This is a genomic window from Pseudomonas sp. QS1027 (assembly GCF_002814235.1).
Taxonomy (GTDB): Bacteria; Pseudomonadota; Gammaproteobacteria; order Pseudomonadales; family Pseudomonadaceae; genus Aquipseudomonas.
This window is the reverse complement of sequence record NZ_PHSU01000028.1, coordinates 26,768-44,106: the sequence shown is the minus strand read 5'-3', so window position 1 is coordinate 44,106 and position 17,339 is coordinate 26,768. Positions and strand designations below refer to the sequence as shown.

Below are 17,339 nucleotides of genomic sequence, written 5' to 3'. Positions count from 1 at the left end.
TGTTTCCCTCTCATGGGCCGGCGTGCTTCAGCAACGCCTTGCGCAACTTACCCGGTGACAGGCCGAACAGGCTCTGGAAATGCCGGATGAAATGCGGCGCGTCGGCAAAGCCGCATTCGAAGGCGATTTCGCCGATCTGCCGATCCGAGCTGACCAGCAGCCAGCGTCCGAAGCGTAACCGCACCTGACGATAGAACTGCGCCGGACTGGTGTCGGTTTCCGCCATGAACAGCCGTTCCAGTTGGCGTTTGCTGGTGCCGACCCAATGGGCGATGGCCTCGATTTCCAGCGGTTCGGCCATGTGCTTTTCCATCAGCATCACCGCCTCGTGCAGGCGCCGGTTGGACGAGCTGGCATAACCCAGGGCCTTGCGCCGTTCGAGGAAGCTGCCGGTGCCGCTCTTGGCCACGGTCATCTGGTGCACCACCTTGCCGGCGCGGTCCGGGCCGCAGTGCATGCCGATCAGATGCACCGCCAACTCGATCACCGAGACGCCACCGGCACAGGTGATACGGTCCTTGTCGATCAGGAAATCGTTATGGGTGATAAACCGCAGGGTCGGGAACAGGCGCTTCCAGTCATCGGCATGGTAGGCGTGCACGCAGGCGGTGTGGCCTTCCATCAGCCCGTGACGGGCCAGCACGAAGCTGCCGGTGCACAGGCCGATCAGGGGCACGCCCGCCGCCGCGGCCTGGTGCAGGAACGCCGGGTAGCTTTTCGGTACATCGGCCAGGGAATCCAGCAGGCCGCCGATCACCACGATGTAATCGAAGCGTTGCGGGTCGCCCATCTCGCTGTCGATCGGCACGTCCAGTCCGCCGCTGGAGGCGACGCGTTGCCCCGGTGTGCCCAGCACTTTCCATTCGCAACGGATCGGCCGGCTCTGGTCACCGGTGTCGGCGGCATGGCGCAGCGCATCGGTCAGCCCGGACAACGACAGCAGGGGAAAACGCGGCCAGAGCACGATGCCCACCGACAGTTCGGCCGTTCCGCGACGCTTGTGCGCAGAGGGCGCTGGTTGCTGGTCAAGGCGCGCCACCAGGCTCGGCTCGCCGGCCTCGTTCGCGGTTTCATGCAGATGTCGCAAATATTCAATCATTCGTGCAAAGCATCCAACTGATTTATGTGCCCTCGGCCCTAGGATGAAGGCCTGCCCAACATCCTGTCGTTCAATAAGAAAACCAACGAGGTGCACACGATGAACAAGCCTGACATTCAACGGTTTACCGGCCTTTGCGCCGGATTGATACTGTCCCTGCTGGCCGCGGGCCCGGCGTTCGCGCTGGACACCGTGGAGCCGGGCAGCCTGACCATCGCCTTCAGCGGTGACATGCCAGGGACCGGTTATCAAGATAGCAAGATGGTCGGCTACGACGGTGAAATCCTTCAACAAATTTCCGAGAAGCTCGGGATGAAGGTCAAACCGGCGCTGATGGAATGGTCGGGGACCATTGCCTCGGTGCAGGCCCGCCGTGTCGATGTCATGGCCGGGACCATGGGCTGGACCGAGCAGCGCTCGAAAATCATGGCCCTGAGCGATCCGATCCACTATTTCAAGAACGGCATCACCCAGACCGACAAGACCGACTGGAAGACCCTCAAGGACCTGCAGGGCAAGAAGGTCGGGACCATCACCGGGTTCTCCTTCATTCCTGAAATGCGCAAGATCCAGGGGCTGCAAGTTACGCTCTACGACACCTCGGACGCTGCCGTGCGGGACCTGCTGGCCGGGCGTATCGACGCGGTGATCGGTGATCCGCCGGTTATGCAGTACGCCATTTCGCGCAATGCCCAGTGGCACCTGCACTTCAACGCCTTCACCGACAACGATCCGGATTTCCCCCTGCTGACCGGGCTGGGGCAGGTGGTGTTCGGTTTCAACAAGGACAATCCGCAGTTGCTGGCGGCGGTCAATGCGCAGATCCAGGAACTCTGGAAGACCTGTGAGATGCGCAAGATCGGCGCTCGCTATGGCCTGACCCAGGATGTCTGGTTCATGCCCCAGGGCAAGGACCTGCGCCTGAGCGTCGACCGTCCGGCGGACTGGAAACTGCCCGGCTGCCAATAACAAAGCGTGATCCGGTGGCTCGTGTTGTCGAGCCACCGCCAGACCGAGAGATAGCGGGTGAGCAAGATGTCCAACCTGGTAGAACCTGCGCTGTTGCGCGTGTGTGATCTGTACAAGAGTTATGGCGACCTGGAGGTGCTCAAGGGCATCAGCCTGGAGCTCAAGGCCGGGGAAACCCTGTCGCTGATCGGCCCCAGCGGCTCCGGCAAGTCGACCTGCCTGCGCTGCATCAATTACCTGGAGAAACCTAGCCGGGGTGAGATCTGGCTCGGCGATGAGCTGATCGGACAAGCCCGGGACGGTTCGCGCCTGCGTTTGCTGGGTGACCGGGAAATGGCCCCGCAGCGGCTGGAGATCGCCATGGTATTCCAGCTGTTCTACCTGTGGCCGCACTTGAACGTACGCGACAACGTCGCGTTGGGCTCGATCAAGGCCCGTGGCATACCGCGCAAGCAGGCTTACGAGCTGGCCGAGGCGATGCTGGAGAAGGTCCATCTGCGGCACAAGGCCGATGCCTATCCCGAGCAGTTGTCCGGCGGCCAGCAGCAGCGGGTAGCAATTGCCCGGGCCCTGGCGCAGCAACCCAAGGTGATCCTGTTCGATGAGCCGACTTCGGCTCTCGATCCCGAACTGGTGGGCGAGGTCCTGGCGGTGATCCGCGAACTGGCGGAAGAGGGCCGGACCATGATCATGGTCACCCACGAAGTGCGCTTTGCCCGCGACGTGGCCGACCGGGTGATCTTCATGGACGGCGGCCATATCGTCGAGCAGGGGCCTTCCGCCCAGGTGATCGACACGCCCAGCCACGAGCGCACCCGCAGTTTCCTCGGGCGCATGGCCATGGAGCAGGCTTGAATGAGCAGCCTCCAGACCTTTTTCGGCTTGTTGCCCCTGCTGTTGAGCGGTGCCCTGACCGCACTGGAAATCGCCCTGTGCACCCTGGTGCTGGCCAGTATCGGCGGCTTGGCGCTGGCGGTGTGGCTGACCTTCAGTCGTTCGCGACTGGTGCAGGCGGGCATTGCCTGTTTTATCGAATGGATGCGTAACGTACCGGCCCTGGCGCATTTGTTCCTGATCTACTTCGGCATGTCGTACCTGGGGATCAATCTGCCCGCGTGGCTGGCGGCCATCGTCGGCTTGAGCCTGGTGGGCAGCGCGGTGCTCTGCGACATTTTTCGTGCCGGCCTGCAGTCCCTGCATGTCGGGCAATATGAGGCCGGCCTGGCGGTCGGGCTGACCCGGGTGCAGATATTGGCCAACATTCTCTTGCCGCAGTCGCTGCGCCGTTCGTTGCCGGCCTTCGCCAACTACGTCACGCAGTTGATCAAGGACACCTCCATCGCCTCGGCCATCGCCGTGCCGGAAATCATGTTCCTGGCGCGCAACCTGGTGACCTCGACCTTCCAGACCTCGCTGATCTACTTCGCGGTGATGTGCATCTACGCGGCGATGATCCTGCCCATCGGCCTGGGTTTTATCCGCCTTGAACGGCATTGGGGGAGCGCACGATGATCAGTTTCTTTGCGCAATACCCCGAGTACTGGAGCGACTGGACCACGCGCCTGCTGCAAGGCGGCGTAGTGACCGCGAAGTTGTCGCTGGGCGGTTTTGCCCTGGCGGCCCTGCTCGGCAGCTTGCTGACCTGGGCCCTGCGCAGCCCGTTTGCCTGGCTGCGGCGCTCGGCGGTGTATTTCATCCAGGGCATGCGCGCGCTGCCTTTATTGGCTTTGCTGCTGGCGCTGTATTTCTCCCTGCCGAGCCTGGGCCTGACCTTGTCCGGTTTCGAGGCCGGCATCCTCGGGCTGGGCTTGCAGGGCAGTGCCTATATCGCCGAGATCCTGCGCGGCGGCCTCGATGCCTTGCACCGTGGCCAGCGGGAGTCGGCGATTGCCGTCGGCCTGACACCGTTCCAGGCGTTCACCGCGGTGATCCTGCCCCAGGCGATTCGCGGGATGCTGCCGCCGCTGCTCAACGCCTATGTGTCGATCCTCAAGGACAGTTCGCTCTGCGCCCTGATTGCCACCGATGAGCTGATGCTGGCTGCCCGGGCGATTGCTTCGGAGAGCTTTCTGCCGATGCACATCTTCCTGTTGGTCGGCCTGTTCTATTTCGTGATTGCGTTCCCGCTTTCCCTGCTGTCGCGAGTGCTTGAGAAGCGCTTTTCCCGTGGCCGCAAAAGCCTGAGAGGTTGACTGGATGAATTCCCTGGATCACAGCACTTTCCACAGTATCGGCCAGTTGCAGCAGGCGCTGCGCAGTGGCCGCCTGACCAGCGAGGCCCTGGTGCGCGGCCAACTGGCCCGTATCGAACGCTTCAACGGCCAGCTCAATGCCTATGTCGAGGCGTACACCCAGCGTGCCTTGGGCGCGGCCATCGCTGCCGACCAGCAGCGGGCCGCCGGGGTCGACCTCGGGCCGCTGCACGGCATTCCGGTGGCCATCAAGGACCTGTTTGAAATTGCCGGGCAGGCCATCACCGGTGGCTCGCTGGCGCAGCGTCCGCGCATCTCGCGCCTTACCGCGACCGCTGTGCAGCGCCTGGAGCGGGCCGGTGCAATTATCCTGGGCAAGACCCATACGGTGGAGTTCGCCTTCGGTGGTTGGGGCACCAATGCGGTGATGGGCACGCCCTGGAATCCCTGGGATCGTGAGGTCCATCGGGCGCCGGGCGGCTCCAGCAGCGGCTCGGCGGTGGCGGTGGCCAGCGGCCTGGCCAGTGCCGCCCTGGGCACCGACACCGGTGGCTCGGTGCGGATTCCCGCCGGGATGTGCGGCCTGGTGGGATTGAAGACTACCCGTGGGCTGATCAGCCGTCATGGCTTGATCGAACTCTGCCCATCGCTGGATTCCGTGGGACCGATCACCCACACCGTCGAGGACGCGGCCTGGATGCTCGATGCCTTGCTCGGCCCCGACCCGCTGGACCCTGTCTCGGCCCAGGCCCCGGTGTTCAGTGCCGCGGCGGGACTCAATCAAGCGGTGGCGGGGCTCAGAATCTGGGTGTTGCCCCAGGCCGAACGTGCCGCCATTGCCCCCGATATCCTGGCGGCCTACGATCGTGGGCTGGAGCAACTGGCCGCGCTGGGCATGCATTTGGTGGAGCAGCCTCTGCCGCGCTCGCTGGAATTGTGCATGCGGGTGGCCGGCGGGCTGATGAGTGCCGAAGGGTATGCCAGCCTCGGTGCGCTGTTCGAACAGAGCGACCTGCGTTTCGACCCCCACGTTCAGCGTCGCGTATTGAGCGGCAAGGCCATCGATTCGGCGGCTTATATCGATCTGCATAACCAGCGCCGGGCCGCGCGCAAGGCCATGCAGGAGGCGATGCTGAATGTCGATGCCTGTGTGTTCCCGACCAATGCCGTCGGCAGCGTGCCCCTGGATCAAGTCGATGAATACGGTACGCCGCTGGCTTTGCTGGGACGTTTCGCCAACCTGCTCAATCTGTGTTCGGTGGCGTTGCCGGTGGGCTTTGACGGTCAGGGCATGCCGGTATCGATGCAGATCGTGGGTAAGGCGTTCGCCGAGCCGCTGATCCTGCGCATCGGTCATGCCTATCAGCAGCAGACCGACTGGCATCAACTGACGCCGAGCGGCTGGGCCCTGGACAAGGAGGCGGTGTAATGGAGATTTGCGTGGTGGGCGCGGGCATCGTCGGGCTGAGCAGTGCCTGGTTCCTGCACCGGGCCGGGCATCGCGTCACGGTGATCGACCAGGCGTCCGGTCCCGGCATGGGCGCGGTGAGCGGCAACGGTGCGCAGTTGAGCTACAGCTATGTGCAGCCGCTGGCCGATCCGTCGTTGTTGCCGGGGATCCCGAAGTTGTTGCTCGACCGTAGCGGGCCGTTGCGCTTCACCCCGCAATGGAGCCCGGAGCAATGGCGCTGGTGCATGGAGTTCCTGGCCGCCTGCCGGACTTCGGTCTCGCGCCAGACCACGGTGGAGTTGTTGGCGCTGGCAACCGAGAGTCGCCAGGCCCTGGATGGGTTTATGCAGGAGCAGCATCTGGATTGCGATTTCACCCGTACCGGCAAGCTGGTGCTGTACCCGGATGCCGAAGGGATGGACAAGGCGCAGCGTCAGGTGCGCTTTCAGGCGGGTCTGGGTTCGCGACAGCAGGTGGTCAGCGCCAGTGAGGCGGTGGCGATAGAACCGGCGCTGGCTGGCTATCAGTCGGCGTTTCATGGCGCTATTCATACCGACAGTGAGTGTGCGGTGGACGGTCTCAAGCTGTGTCGCGAAATGGCCCGGATCATGGCCGGGGAGGGCGTGCAGCTGTTGTTCGAGCGCAAGGTCGAAGGTTTCCAGCGCCGTGGTGAACGGATCACCGCGCTGAACCTGAGGCATGCCGATAAAGGGACTGAAGTGCTGCACAGCGAGGCGGTGGTCCTGGCGGCAGGCGCCTACAGCACGGGCTTGCTGGCGCAACTGGGTAGCCGTCTGCCAGTCTATCCGCTCAAGGGCTACAGCATTACCCTGCCGATTACCGAACACACCCGCGCGCCGACAGTCAGCATCACCGATATGCGCCGCAAGACCGTGTTCGCCCGCATCGGTGATCGCCTGCGGGTGGCGGGGATGGTGGAGTTGTGCGGGATGGATGCATCGATTCCGGCGGCGCGCATCGAGCAGTTGCAAGCCTCGACCGAGGCGTTGTTTGGCGGCGGCTGGGACACCGCGGATTGCCAGCCCTGGAGCGGCTGGCGCCCGGCGACACCGACCGGAAGGCCTGTGCTTGAACGCCTCGCAGGCAGTAACCTGTACCTCAACACCGGGCATGGCGCACTGGGCATGACCCTGGCCTTTGGCAGCGCGCAGCGCCTGGTGCGGCTGGTCGAACACGCGGCCGGCTGATGTTTATCCAAGGAGAAAGACCGATGACGATTCAACGTTTCCAGAGCAATGCGCGGATGTCCGGTGTGGTCAGCCATGGCGATGTGCTCTACCTCGCCGGCCAGGTGCCGGGTGATCTGCAAGGCGATATCGAGTCCCAGACCCGCCAGGTGCTGGAGAAGATCGACGGGCTGCTGGCCCAGGCCGGCAGCGACAAGACCCGACTGCTCAGTGCGCAGATCTGGCTCAAGCATATCGACCGCGACTTCGCGGCGATGAACGCGGTCTGGGATGCCTGGTTGCCGGAAGGCGGCGCGCCAGCCCGGGCCACGGTCGAAGCCAACCTGGCACATGCCGAGGTGTTGGTGGAAATCATGGTGATTGCGGCCAAGGCCTGAATCCAACCTCTGTAGGAGCCGGCTTGCTGGCGATGGGATCGACGCGGTGTCTGGTCAAACCGCGTCGCTTGGATCGCCAGCAAGCCGGCTCCTACAAGGGGGGCATTAACCCAGCGCCTCGCGCAACCGATGCCACAACATCCCCAGCGCCAGCAACGGCGAGCGCAAGGCCTTGCCTCCCGGGAAGGTCATATGCGGCACCGCGCTGAAGATATCCATGCCCTTGCTTTGCCCTGCATGGATAGCCTCGGCCAACAACCGCGCGGTCCAGTGGGTCACGTTGACGCCATGCCCCGAATAACCCTGGGCATAGAACACATTCGGATGCTGTTGCAGGCGCCCGACCTGGGGGAAACGATTGGCAGTGATGCCGATCATGCCGCCCCATTGATAGTCGATACGCACATCCGCCAGTTGCGGGAAGACCTTGAGCATCTTCGGTCGCATATAGGCACCGATATCCGCCGGATCACGCCCTGAATAGTGGCAGGCACCGCCGAACAACAGGCGCTTGTCGGCAGAAAGACGGTAGTAATCCAGCCCGACCTTCTGGTCGCACAGCGACAGGTTCTGCGGAATCAGCTCGGCCGACACCTCATCAGCCAACGGTTCGGTAGCGATGATGTAGCTGCCGGCCGGTAGCACCTTGCCGCTCAAACGTGGTTCCAGATCTTCCAGGTGTGCGTTGCAGGCCAGCACCAGGCTGTTGGCGCGCACGCTGCCGGTGGCACAACGCACCTCCACCGTACTGCCATGGATCAGCTCCAGCACCGGGCTGTGCTCGAAGATCCGCACTCCCAGCGCCTGCGCTACCCGCGCTTCACCGAGCACCAGGTTGAGCGGGTGCAAATGCCCCGAACCCCGGTCGATCAGACCGCCGACATACGCCGTGCTGGCGACCACCTGGGCCATGTCCTCGGGCGCGACAATCCGGGTTTCATGGGCATAACCCAATTCCGCCAGATGGTCCTGCTCGGCGCGGAACGCCGCGAACTGTGCCGGGGTGTTGGCCAGTTCGCAGAAGCCCCAGCGCAGGTCGCAGTCGATGGCGTGCTCGCGGATACGATTGCCCACCACCTCGACCGACTCGATACCGGCACGCTCCAGATAACGCACACCTTCTGCACCGACGTATTTGGCGAAACCGCTGACATCATGGCCGATGCCCCGAATCAGTTGCCCGCCATTGCGCCCGCTGGCGCCCCAGCCGATCCGTCGGCCTTCCAGCAGCACCACCGACAGCCCACGCTGCGCCAGTTCGATGGCGGTGTTGACGCCGGTAAATCCGCCGCCAATCACGCACACATCGGCAATCACCTGGGATTCGAGCCGGGGGTAATCCGGCATCGAACCGGCGGTCGCCGCGTAATAGGAGCGAGCATGTTCCATTGGGCTGGCTTGACTCATTTGTTGGACTTCACTTTGCTCCAGGAGCGGGTCATCAGGCGCATGATCTCAGGTGTCGGAGTGGTGGAGATGTAGAGCTTATCGAGGACTTCCTGGGACGGATAGACCTCGGGGTTGTTCACCAGCGCCTCATCCATATATTGCTTGGCCGCCGGGTTGGGGTTGGCGTAGCCGACAGTGGCGCTGACCTTGGCAATCACTTGCGGGTCCAGCAGGTAATTGATGAAGGCGTGGGCTTCTTTCACATTGGTCGCATCGGCGGGAATCGCCAGCAGGTCGAACCACAGGTTGCTGCCTTCCTTGGGAATCGAGTAGGCGATGTTGATGCCGTTCTTCGCTTCCTTGGCCCGGTTGGCGGCCTGGAACACATCGCCCGAGTAACCGAAGGCGACGCAGATATCGCCATTGGCCAGGTCCGAGATGTACTTGGACGAGTGGAAGTAGGTGATATAGGGGCGCAGGGTCAGCAGCTTGGCTTCAGCCTTCTTGTAGTCCTCGGGTTTCGAGCTGCGCGGGTCCATGCCCATGTAGTTGAGGACCGCCGGGAACACTTCGTCGGCCGAGTCCATGAACGAGACGCCGCACTGGGTGAGCTTCTTCAGGTTCTCCGGTTCGAACAGCACCGCCCAGGAGTCGATATGGTCGATGCCCAGTACCTGCTTGACCTTGTCGACGTTGTAGCCGATGCCGTTGGTGCCCCACAGGTACGGCACCGAGTGTTCATTGCCCGGATCGTTTTTCTCCAGCAGCTTGAGCAGCTTGGGATCGAGGTTCTTCCAGTTCGGCAGTTGCGAGCGATCCAGTTTCAGGAAAGCCCCGGCTTTTACCTGGCGACCGAGAAAATGGTTGGAAGGCACCACCACGTCGTAGCCGGTGCGGCCGGCCAGCAACTTGCCTTCCAGGGTTTCGTTGGAGTCGAAGACGTCGTAGATCACCTTGATACCGGTCTTGCCCTGGAAATCGGCGAGGGTGGTATCACCGATATAGTCGGTCCAGTTGTAGACGCTGACGGTCGGCTCGGCTTGTGCGGTGGCGCTGAACAGCAAGGCCAGTGCTACCGGAACGACGGATTTCAATAGACGCATTCGACACCTCTTGTTGGGGTTGTTTTTCGGTCTGGATAAAGGTTCTGGATCAGACGCTCAGCAGCAGGAACTCGCGCTCCCAGGAGCTGATCACACGCTTGAAGTTTTCGTGTTCGGCACGCTTCACGGCCACGTAGCCGCGGACGAACTGGGTGCCCAGGTAGCGTTCGATGGTCGGGCAGTCTTCCATGTGCGCCAGCGCGTCCTCGATGGTGATCGGCAGGCGCAGGTTGCGGCGCTCATAGGCACGGCCCTCGACCTTGGCGCTGGGTTCGATCTGCTCGACCATGCCCAGGTAGCCGCACAACAAGCTCGCGGCAATCGCCAGGTAAGGGTTGGCATCGGCGCCCGGCAGGCGGTTTTCCACGCGCATGGCGTCGGGGCTGGAGGTCGGTACCCGCAGGCCCACGGTGCGGTTTTCCTCACCCCACTCGACATTGACCGGCGCCGAAGTGTCCGGCAGGAAGCGGCGGAACGAGTTGACGTTGGGCGCGAACATCGGCAGCAGCTTGGGGATGTACTTCTGCAAACCGCCGATGTGGTGCAGGAACAGCTGGCTCATCTGCCCGTCGGCATCGACGAAGATCGGCTTGCCGGTGGTGCTGTCGACCACGCTCTGGTGCAGGTGCATGGCGCTGCCGGGCTCGTCGGCGATCGGCTTGGCCATGAAGGTCGCGGTGACGTTGTGCTTGAGCGCGGCTTCGCGCAGGGTGCGCTTGAACACGGTGATCTGGTCCGCCAGGTCGAGGGCATCGCCGTGACGGAAGTTGATTTCCATCTGCGCCGGGCCGTCTTCGTGAATCAGCGTGTCTAGGTCCAGGCCCTGGGCTTCGCACCAGTCGTAGACGTCTTCGAACAGCGGGTCGAATTCGTTGGCGGCATCGATGGAGAACGACTGCCGGCCACTTTCCGCGCGGCCCGAACGACCCAGCGGGGCCTTCAGCGGCAGGTCCGGGTCTTCGCAGCGCTGGGTCAGGTAGAACTCCATCTCCGGGGCGACGATGGGCTGCCAGCCTTTGTCGGCATACAGCTTGAGGACTTTCTTCAGGACGTTGCGCGGCGACAGCTCGATGGGGTTGCCCTGCTTGTCGAAGGTGTCGTGGATCACGATGGCGGTCGGCTCGATGGCCCACGGCACCACATACATGGCCGACGAATCCGGCCGGCAGATCATGTCGATGTCAGCGGGGTCGAGCAGGTCGTAATAGACATCGTCGTCGACGAAGTCCCCTGTTACCGTTTGCAAAAGCACACTTTCCGGCAGGCGCATGCCTCGCTCATGCAGGAACTTGTTGGTGGGTGCGATCTTGCCGCGGGCGATACCGGTCAGGTCACTGACCACGCACTCTACTTCGGTAATCTTGTGTTCTTTCAGCCACGAAGACAGCTGATCGAAAGGGGCATTCATAAAGACCTCGTTATTGGTTTTTTTCTGCGCCGGGTGATCGGTCTGCATCCCGGTCGAGCGGCGAGAGACTTCCCCTGCGGCGCATTGACGACTATCTTGGGCGAGCGATGGGGGTCCCATCTATCCACTTTATGACGGCATAAGACGCACCAAATGAGTGCGAACGGTCATCCGATGACAGACTCAACCGCCTTGCGGGTCCAAGCGTTCAACACCGCCGATGTGGCCGAGCAGATACGTGCGACGCCGGGTTGGGTGCAGCATTACCAGCAGATGTCGCCGGGGCATTTCGCCGGGCAGATTCGTTACCTGGACCTGCAAGGGGTGCAGATCTACGAGGAATGCATGAACACCCGGGTCGAGCAGAACTTCAGTGCGCCGTCGGGTGCGCTGGCTTTTTGTTTCGATCGCAGTGACAACGCCTTGTATGTGCTCAATGGCGAGAGCCGCAATATCTGGATCACCCCCGAGAACTACCAGGAAGTGGCGGTGGTGTTCGGTCCGGAGTTCGTGCAGCACCATGGCCTGGACGTGGCGCGGCTGGAGGGGTTGTTCATGGCGCCGCTCAACTCGCAACAGAACGGCTTGTTCAGTCGCTGGCTCAGCGGGACCTTGACCCGCCTGGCGCAGACCTTCGATCCGCCGAGCCGGGAAAGCCTGACGCAGCAACTGCTGGACGACTGTCTCTACATTCTCGACAACGCTGTCTGTCTGGACCCGGGTTCCTTGCAGCGCCGGGCCGAGGAGCGTTCGATCATGAAACGCATCGGCGAGTGGGCGGCCGATTCGCCTGATGAGACCCTCAACCTGCTGGAACTGTCCGGCTTCGCCGGGGTTTCATTGCGTCAGTTGCAGCACACCTTCAAGGCCTACACAGGCATGACGCCGAGCCATTGGCTGCGCTTGCGCCGGCTCAACAGCGCCCGCCATGAACTGCTCGGGCGCAACGCCCTGGACAAGACGGTGGCCGAGGTGGCGATGAATTGGTCGTTCTGGCACTTGGGGCGGTTTTCGAACAGCTATCGGGCGCTGTTCGGCGAACTGCCCAGCGAGACCCTCAAGCGCGGCCAGCGGCTGCGCTGAGACTGTGTCTCAGGCATCACGCAACAGGTCATTGGCGTTGAGCAGGGCGTAGGCGATCTGCGGATTTTTCTCCAGGCCACGGCGGATCGCCGCCGGAATCGACTGGCGGGTCTTGCGGCACAGGCCGGGGTGCTCGGCGATCTGGATGTCGATGCCGCGCATGGTACGTACTTCATTGAAACCCGGGACGACGGAGACCCGCAGGCCCAACTGCTCGTATATCCGTTGTTGCAGGTGTTCGAGGTCGGCCAGGCTTTTGAGGTTTTCCAGGCGCTCGAGCAGAACCTTTTCCTGCTGACGGGTCAGGCCCAGGATGCGCAGGTCGGCGCCTTGTATCTGCAGCAGTTGTTCCCGCTCGCAAATGCAGGCGCCGGGTGGGCAGGGCTGACGGATCGGTAGGGCTGTCATGGACTCCGATCATAGCCAACCCGACTGGCCTTTGCCTATCCGCTTACTCAACGGCCTCCAGCGCGTTCAGGATCTGGTAGGCGGCTTTTACCCTGTCCGGGTTGGGATAGTTTTTGTTGGCCAGCATCACGATGCCGATTTTCTTCGCCGGCACATAGACGACGTAAGCGCCGAAGCCACGGGTCGCCCCGGTCTTGTTGAACAGCGCGTTCTTTTGCGGTGGCTGCGCGGGGTTGAATTGAGTCGTGATCTTGTGGGCCTCGTATGCCATTTCCGAGGAGTTGCCCGTCAGCAACTGTTCAAGTTTGACCGGGTAGGGGTAGAACTCCCATCCCAGTCCCTGGGTGGTCCCCTCGACCTGGTAGTAGCCGCTTTGCGTCAGGTCGACGGCTTTGTGCAGCGGGGCTTCGAGGGTTTCCGGCTGGAGGTTGGCCTCGACAAATCGCAGCAGGTCGGTCGAAGTGGTCTTGATGCCGTAGGCTTCGGCATCCAGTGCGCCCGGGCCGACCCTGACGGATTTGTCATCCTGGGTGTAACCCTCGGCGTAATGGGCCATCTGTGCCGGCGGCACGTGGAGATAGGTGTGCTTCATGCCCAGCGCCGGCAGCAGGGTTTTTTCGATCAGTTCATCGAAGGGGGCGCCCAGGCTTTTCGCCGCCACATAACCGAAGAGTCCCAGGCTCGGGTTCGAATACTGCCGATGGCTGCCCGCGGGATAAATCGGTTTCCATTGCTTGAAGTAGTCGAGCATCTTGTCCTGGGCGTCGAACGCGTCCGGGAACTGCAACGGTAGGCCGCCCGCCGAGTAGGTGCCGAGTTGCAGCACGGTGATGTTGTCGAAAGCGCTGCCTTTCAGCTCCGGCAGGTAGTGGCTGACCCGCTCCGACGGGACGAGTTTGCCCTGGGCCTGGGCATAGCCGGCGAGGGTGGCGGCGAAGGTCTTGCTGACCGAGCCGATCTCGAACAGGGTGTCATCGGTCACCGCCTGATGGTTGCTCTTCGAGGCCATTCCGTAGTTGAAGTGATACGGCTTCCCGTTCACCAGGACGGCCACCGCCATGCCGGGAATATTCTGCTCCTGCATGATCGGAACGATGGCGGCGTCGACAATGGACTTGACGTTGTCCTGGGACGTGCCCGCGGCGAAGCTGTTGCTGGCGCCGACCAGCAGGAGGGAAGTCACCAGGACTTCCAGTTTGGCAAGGTTCTTCTTGAACATGGTTCAAAGGCTCCCATTATGTTTCATTATGTTAACCGCTCGCCCAGGAGCGGTTTTTTGTGTCGAAAATACGCCGGTGCGATTATCCGGCTGCGCTAATAAATCGGGGGAATCCCCGATTTACGTGGCTTCCCGTGAGTTTCAGCGGCCCATGCAAGTGCCAGGACGCCGAATGTAGTCAGTGGGCGGGAAATCGACAAACAATGAAATTTCGGATTAGCTATTAGAAAAATTAGGGGCTTGATCATGGTTCGACCGCACTTGCCGTTGAATGCGCTGCGCGCCTTCGAGGCGTCCGCACGGCACCTGAGTTTCACCCGGGCGGCGATTGAACTGTGCGTGACCCAGGCCGCGGTGAGTCATCAGGTCAAGAGTCTTGAACGTCAGTTGAAGGTGACGCTGTTCAAGCGCGTTGCCCGCGGGCTGATGCTGACGGCCGAAGGCGAAAGCCTGTTGCCGGTGCTCAACGAGTCCTTCGACCGGATTGCCCAGACCCTGGGGCGGTTCGAGGGCGGGCATTATCGGGAGGTGCTCACGGTGGGCGCGGTGGGGACGTTTGCGCTGGGCTGGCTGTTGCCGCGCCTGGCGGATTTTCGCGCCCGGCATCCGTTTATCGACTTGCGACTGTCGACCCACAACAACCGTGTCGACGTGGCTGCCGAGGGCCTTGATTTCGCCATCCGCTTCGGTGCCGGGGCCTGGCACGGGGCGGAGGCCATGCACTTGCTGGAAACGCCACTTTCAGTGCTGTGCACCGCGCCGATTGCCCGGCAACTCAAGGCCCCCGCCGATGTGCTGAAGCAGACGCTGCTGCGTTCTTATCGCACGGACGAGTGGCCGCGATGGTTTCAGGCCGCTGGCTTGCCGGACGAGGGGCGGGTGCCGGAGAGCATCGTCTTCGATTCCTCGCTGGCGATGATGGAGGCGGCGCTTCAGGGGGCTGGCGTGGCGCTGGTGCCGGTGATGATGTTCTCCCGGCAATTGGAGGCGGAGCTTGTTCTACAACCGTTCGATATCGCGATTGCCACCGGCAGCTACTGGCTGACGCGTTTGCAGTCGCGTCCCGAAACCTCGGCGATGGCGGCGTTCAGGAGTTGGCTGGGCGAGGCCGTGGCCACGCATTGAGTCGTGCTCAGGAGTGAAGCAGGGCAATGGCGAAGGACACGACGACGGCGCAGGCAATGGCAAAGTTGAGATTCATGGGGGCTTCGTCCGGGACTGTTGGGGGCGAGCCCATCCTGGACGGATCGCGGGAAAATAAAAAATTCTGTTTTGCGATTTGAATGATCAATCGAAATGATGATTCAAACGCCGGGTTATATGTACGGCGAAACGGGCATGGCCACCACGGGCTCCGGGCTCAGGCGGTTGTACATCCTGACCCGACGGTGGTTCTTGGCAAAACCGCCGTTGGCCGCCACCGTCCCGCTCTGGATATGGTCCAGATAACGAAACAACTGGCGCGGCGCAATGCACTCGACCCGGTAGCCCAGCTCGGTCATGCGGTCCTGCAGCTCGTAGCCGGGGTTGCCGCCGTTCATATGGAAGTGCAGCCCGTGATGTTTGATCAGCCGCGCGTTCCACAGCGTGCAAAAGCTTTTCAGGTGCTTTTCCCGGAACGGTCTCGGCGCCCTGGCATTCAGGCCCAGGGCGCGCAGGCCGCGCCGGGTGTAATGCTTGGCAAAACGTGAGGTCAGCCGCCAGGCCGAGCGGACCATGCCCCGATTCAACTGCTCCAGGCAGCCGACGGCGACGACGTCCTCCGGGGTCGAGCATTGCCGGATCATCAGGCTGAACACATCCGGGTCGTGGATAAAGGTGTCGGTGTGCAGGAGAAACAGGTATTCGGTTTCGACTTCCGCCAGGGCCAGGTCCAGGGCTCGTCCATGGGCTGCTGCTCCGCATTCAGGTGCGCCGCTTTTGCGCTCGATCAGGTTGATCCAGTCCAGGCCATTCAAGTAGTCGGTGCTCGTGTCGTTCGAATCGTTGTCCACCACGAATACCGGCACATCGGTTCCGTGCAAAGCGGTTTTCAGCAATTCCAGACAGGTCCGCGTCAGCTCATGGGTCTTATAGTTGACTAGCACAATGCTGTAATTCGCTTGCAGGGGACGCGTGCGCACCATCATGGAAAGCCTCGCTCATGGGCTGATGTGAGTGCCTGGGCGTTCAGGCGTGGGCGCATTCTGCAAGGGGCCAGGTTTCAGGCGTTTCTCCGTTGGGTAACTTTTTTGATACCTGCCTGTACCCATGCTTGCCAGGTCAAGTTCGGCAAGCGCTCGGGCCGACAGGTTCACGACCTATACTCAAGGCAGGTGATACCGGCGGCACGTCCGCGCCTGAGCCGGTTTTCGGGAGTTGCGACCTTGAGCCCGCGTGTGCTGGTTGTTGCCTTGGTGGTGCTGCTGGCCGCGTGCGCCGGCCATGAGCGCGGTCCTGGGGTAGCGGCGGCGATCGTGGTTTCGCCGCAGGTCTGGCAGCAAGTCGATGTCGATCTGATCCAGGCTTCCGAGCAAGCCACCGTGCAAGCCGACACCTGGGCGCGCGACACCATGGAGTATTGGCGTACGCTGATCTATCAGCAGACTGACGAAAAATTCATCCCCTGGTTCGACGGTTACTGGACCCAGGAGTGGTTGTCGATCAAGGTCGGTTGGTATCGGCTCAATGACCAGGGCGAGCAGAACCCGTCGGCCAAGCGCCTGGCGAGTTACCTGCAGGAGCAATATCGCGCGCGGGTGCTGGCTCCGGTGGCAGTGGAGATCGATCCCGACTCGATCATGGATCAGGCGGCGCAGTTTTATCTCGAGCAGATGGGCAAACAGCTGACGGTCATCGCCCAGCGGTATGGCGTACCGGCGGACCAGCTCGACCGGCATATCAATCAGATTCCGGCGATCTCCCTGGCCCCGCCCGCCACCCGCAACGCCTCACTCTATCAAGCGTTACATGCCGCGCCATTGAGTCAGTTGCCGGCTTATATCGCCTTGAACGCGCGTACTCACCTGGCCGGAGGCGCAAATGACGGAACATCGAGTGCGGGGATCAATTCGGTCGCCCAGCAGACCAGCGAGAAGCTTCAGTCCGAGTTCACCAGTCGCGGGGTGGCCGGCGCCGTCGCGACGGCGGTCGGGCGGGTCGCCGGGGCGATGATTTCCCTCGGGGTGGCGGGTATTCGCGCGATCGTCCACGAGCATGAGCAGCCGGATACCCGGGTGCGGATTCGCAAGATCCTGGGGGAGGCCTTCGACAAGGCATGGCTCAAGCTGGTGTCGGACCCGAGCGGTGGGGTGACGGCCACGACTCACTACCTGGCGGCCCAGATAGAGGGGTATCTGACTACGGCGGTGGAACAGCGGGTGCTGGTCGAGCCGCCGGCGAAAGTGACGCCGCATCCTTGATCAAGGCGATGAAAGCTCAACACGGGCGTCTCT

The 17,339-nt window shown here is 62.4% G+C and carries 17 protein-coding genes; 10 read left to right on the top strand and 7 right to left on the bottom strand.

Features of this window, described 5'->3' with window-relative positions; translation table 11 throughout:
• Positions 1-10: 10 nt before the first annotated feature.
• Complete coding sequence (locus CWE01_RS24170) at positions 11-1,099, bottom strand: GlxA family transcriptional regulator (RefSeq protein ID WP_100943061.1); 1,089 nt, start codon at positions 1,097-1,099, stop codon at positions 11-13.
• Between the two features lie 99 nt (positions 1,100-1,198).
• On the opposite strand from CWE01_RS24170, the gene CWE01_RS24165 reads away from it, so the two are divergent.
• From CWE01_RS24165 to CWE01_RS24135, 7 genes are all read left to right on the top strand, one after another.
• A complete protein-coding gene (locus CWE01_RS24165) occupies positions 1,199-2,068 on the top strand; it encodes an ABC transporter substrate-binding protein (protein WP_100943060.1) in 870 nt (289 codons plus the stop codon).
• A 66-nt stretch (positions 2,069-2,134) separates the two neighbouring features.
• Entirely contained in the window at positions 2,135-2,923 is a 789-nt protein-coding gene (locus tag CWE01_RS24160; RefSeq protein WP_100943091.1) for an amino acid ABC transporter ATP-binding protein, read from the top strand.
• Positions 2,924-3,580, top strand: a complete 657-nt coding sequence (locus CWE01_RS24155) for an amino acid ABC transporter permease (protein ID WP_100943059.1) — start codon at positions 2,924-2,926, stop codon at positions 3,578-3,580.
• The gene (locus CWE01_RS24150; protein WP_100943058.1) at positions 3,577-4,260 is read left to right on the top strand and encodes an amino acid ABC transporter permease; all 684 of its coding nucleotides are present in this window, start codon (positions 3,577-3,579) and stop codon (positions 4,258-4,260) included. Before CWE01_RS24155 ends, CWE01_RS24150 begins: the two co-directional genes overlap by 4 nt.
• Before the next feature lie 4 nt (positions 4,261-4,264).
• Positions 4,265-5,689, top strand: coding sequence for an amidase (locus CWE01_RS24145; protein ID WP_100943057.1), 1,425 nt, complete (start codon positions 4,265-4,267; stop codon positions 5,687-5,689).
• Positions 5,689-6,918, top strand: coding sequence for a D-amino acid dehydrogenase (locus CWE01_RS24140; RefSeq protein WP_100943056.1), 1,230 nt, complete (start codon positions 5,689-5,691; stop codon positions 6,916-6,918). Before CWE01_RS24145 ends, CWE01_RS24140 begins: the two co-directional genes overlap by 1 nt.
• A 23-nt stretch (positions 6,919-6,941) precedes the next feature.
• Positions 6,942-7,295 carry a RidA family protein gene (locus CWE01_RS24135; RefSeq protein WP_100943055.1) on the top strand — a complete coding sequence of 118 codons (354 nt, stop codon included), beginning with the start codon at positions 6,942-6,944 and terminating at the stop codon, positions 7,293-7,295.
• Positions 7,296-7,400: 105 nt separating this feature from the next.
• Here the strand turns inward: CWE01_RS24135 and CWE01_RS24130 are convergent, their stop codons facing one another.
• The 3 genes from CWE01_RS24130 to CWE01_RS24120 are packed head-to-tail and all read right to left on the bottom strand — an operon-like array spanning position 7,401 to position 11,195.
• Positions 7,401-8,702, bottom strand: a complete 1,302-nt coding sequence (locus CWE01_RS24130) for an FAD-binding oxidoreductase (protein WP_100943054.1) — start codon at positions 8,700-8,702, stop codon at positions 7,401-7,403.
• On the bottom strand, positions 8,699-9,787 hold the full coding sequence (locus CWE01_RS24125) for a polyamine ABC transporter substrate-binding protein (RefSeq protein ID WP_100943053.1): 1,089 nt from the start codon (positions 9,785-9,787) through the stop codon (positions 8,699-8,701). The genes CWE01_RS24130 and CWE01_RS24125 overlap by 4 nt, the downstream gene beginning before the upstream one ends.
• Before the next feature lie 49 nt (positions 9,788-9,836).
• Positions 9,837-11,195 carry a glutamine synthetase family protein gene (locus CWE01_RS24120; RefSeq protein ID WP_100943090.1) on the bottom strand — a complete coding sequence of 453 codons (1,359 nt, stop codon included), beginning with the start codon at positions 11,193-11,195 and terminating at the stop codon, positions 9,837-9,839.
• A 174-nt stretch (positions 11,196-11,369) separates the two neighbouring features.
• On the opposite strand from CWE01_RS24120, the gene CWE01_RS24115 reads away from it, so the two are divergent.
• Entirely contained in the window at positions 11,370-12,278 is a 909-nt protein-coding gene (locus CWE01_RS24115; RefSeq protein WP_100943052.1) for a helix-turn-helix domain-containing protein, read from the top strand.
• A 9-nt stretch (positions 12,279-12,287) separates the two neighbouring features.
• On the opposite strand, the gene CWE01_RS24110 is transcribed toward CWE01_RS24115, so the two are convergent.
• Entirely contained in the window at positions 12,288-12,686 is a 399-nt protein-coding gene (locus CWE01_RS24110) for a hypothetical protein (protein ID WP_100943051.1), read from the bottom strand.
• 43 nt (positions 12,687-12,729) lie between these two features.
• Complete coding sequence (gene ampC / locus CWE01_RS24105) at positions 12,730-13,905, bottom strand: class C beta-lactamase (protein WP_100943050.1); 1,176 nt, start codon at positions 13,903-13,905, stop codon at positions 12,730-12,732.
• Positions 13,906-14,151: 246 nt separating this feature from the next.
• Here ampC and CWE01_RS24100 point away from each other — a divergent pair, with 246 nt between their 5' ends.
• Positions 14,152-15,030: a LysR family transcriptional regulator gene (locus CWE01_RS24100; protein WP_100943089.1), complete on the top strand. Its 879-nt coding sequence runs from the start codon at positions 14,152-14,154 to the stop codon at positions 15,028-15,030.
• 191 nt (positions 15,031-15,221) lie between these two features.
• Here the strand turns inward: CWE01_RS24100 and CWE01_RS24095 are convergent, their stop codons facing one another.
• Complete coding sequence (locus CWE01_RS24095) at positions 15,222-16,031, bottom strand: glycosyltransferase (protein ID WP_100943088.1); 810 nt, start codon at positions 16,029-16,031, stop codon at positions 15,222-15,224.
• 240 nt (positions 16,032-16,271) lie between these two features.
• Here CWE01_RS24095 and CWE01_RS24090 point away from each other — a divergent pair, with 240 nt between their 5' ends.
• Entirely contained in the window at positions 16,272-17,306 is a 1,035-nt protein-coding gene (locus CWE01_RS24090) for a hypothetical protein (protein ID WP_157815266.1), read from the top strand.
• Positions 17,307-17,339: the final 33 nt, after the last annotated feature.